At 45.8% G+C, this 1283-nt stretch carries 3 pseudogenes; all 3 read left to right on the forward strand.

The features are described from left to right. Window positions 1-83 precede the first annotated feature (83 nt). Window positions 84-203 (forward strand): annotated as a pseudogene (locus AX755_RS25495) (IS3 family transposase); the annotation flags it as partial. A 201-nt stretch (window positions 204-404) separates the two neighbouring features. Continuing rightward, window positions 405-785: pseudogene (locus tag AX755_RS21575) on the forward strand (IS630 family transposase); the annotation flags it as partial. Between the two features lie 105 nt (window positions 786-890). After that, a pseudogene (mrkA, locus tag AX755_RS21580) lies at window positions 891-1283 on the forward strand (type 3 fimbria major subunit MrkA); the annotation flags it as partial.

A 1283-nucleotide genomic window follows, 5' to 3' on the forward strand; every position in this document is an offset into this window, starting at 1 on the left:
CGGGCTGGAGAAAGGGTCATTCTGAGAATGAAGATTCCGACGTTACTAACTGAGTGTTGTATCTAATCGTGGGGGCAGGTCAGGACTATATCGTTGGATATTACAGCGCACTAAGACCGCACGAATATAATGGTGGGTTACCGCCAAACGAATCAGAAAACCGATACTGGAAAAACTCTAACGCGGTGGCCAGTTTTTGTTGACCACTTCACCCGTGGCGATTCAGATGCTTGATTTTTTTTAGAATCAGGTTCACGCTAGAAACCATGAAAATTACACTGACTCCTCAACAGAAACTGCAACTCGAACAAATGCACGATATTGAACGTGATAGTCGAGTTTGCGACCGTATTAAGGCTGTTTTGCTGGCTTCTGAAGGCTGGAGTCAGACCATGATTTCTATTGATGATTATGAGAGCATTAACAGTGAAACGATAGTTCGCTTTTTCTGTAAGTTAAGAGAGAGTTATCCGTTAGCTCATAAGCTTCATATCATTTTAGATGGTGCGGGATATCACCGTAGTGACTTGGTCAGAGATGCGGCATTTGTCCTTAATATCGAGCTGCATTATCTTCCACCTTACAGCCCAAACCTCAATCCAATAGAGCGGCTTTGGAAAGTAATGAATGAGAAGTCGAGGAACAACGTTTACTTCAAAAGTAAACGGGACTTCAAGGCGGCAATAGACCAATTTTTTACTGTGACTCTTCCAGAGATCGCAGGCTCTTTGGCATCTCGAATTAATGATAATTTTCAGGTTCTCAAGCCTGCATCTTCAAGTTGATTCGGTATAGCAGTGGCATAAATCAGCATCGCCTGATGTTTCTGGTTCTATGCGAATTCACAGTGTGCTCATTGATTCGTAATTCACTCTGACAAGGAAATGGCTATGAAAAAGGTTCTTCTCTCTGCAGCAATGGCAACCGCGTTTTTTGGCATGACTGCTGCCCATGCAGCTGATACCACTGTTGGCGGCGGCCAGGTTAATTTCTTCGGTAAAGTTACCGATGTATCCTGTACTGTTTCCGTTAACGGCCAGGGCAGCAATGCGAACGTTTACCTGTCTCCGGTAACCCTGACTGAAGTTAAAGCGGCAGCAGCGGATACTTACCTGAAACCGAAATCTTTCACCATTGACGTCTCTAACTGCCAGGCTGCTGATGGCACTAAACAGGATAACGTAAGCAAACTGGGCGTGAACTGGACCGGCGGTAACCTGCTGGCTGGCGCAACCAGCAAACAACAGGGCTACCTGGCGAACACCGAAGCTTCCGGTGCTCAG

It is taken from the genome of Enterobacter sp. SENG-6 (assembly GCF_001605945.1).
Classification (GTDB): domain Bacteria; phylum Pseudomonadota; class Gammaproteobacteria; order Enterobacterales; family Enterobacteriaceae; genus Enterobacter; species Enterobacter cloacae.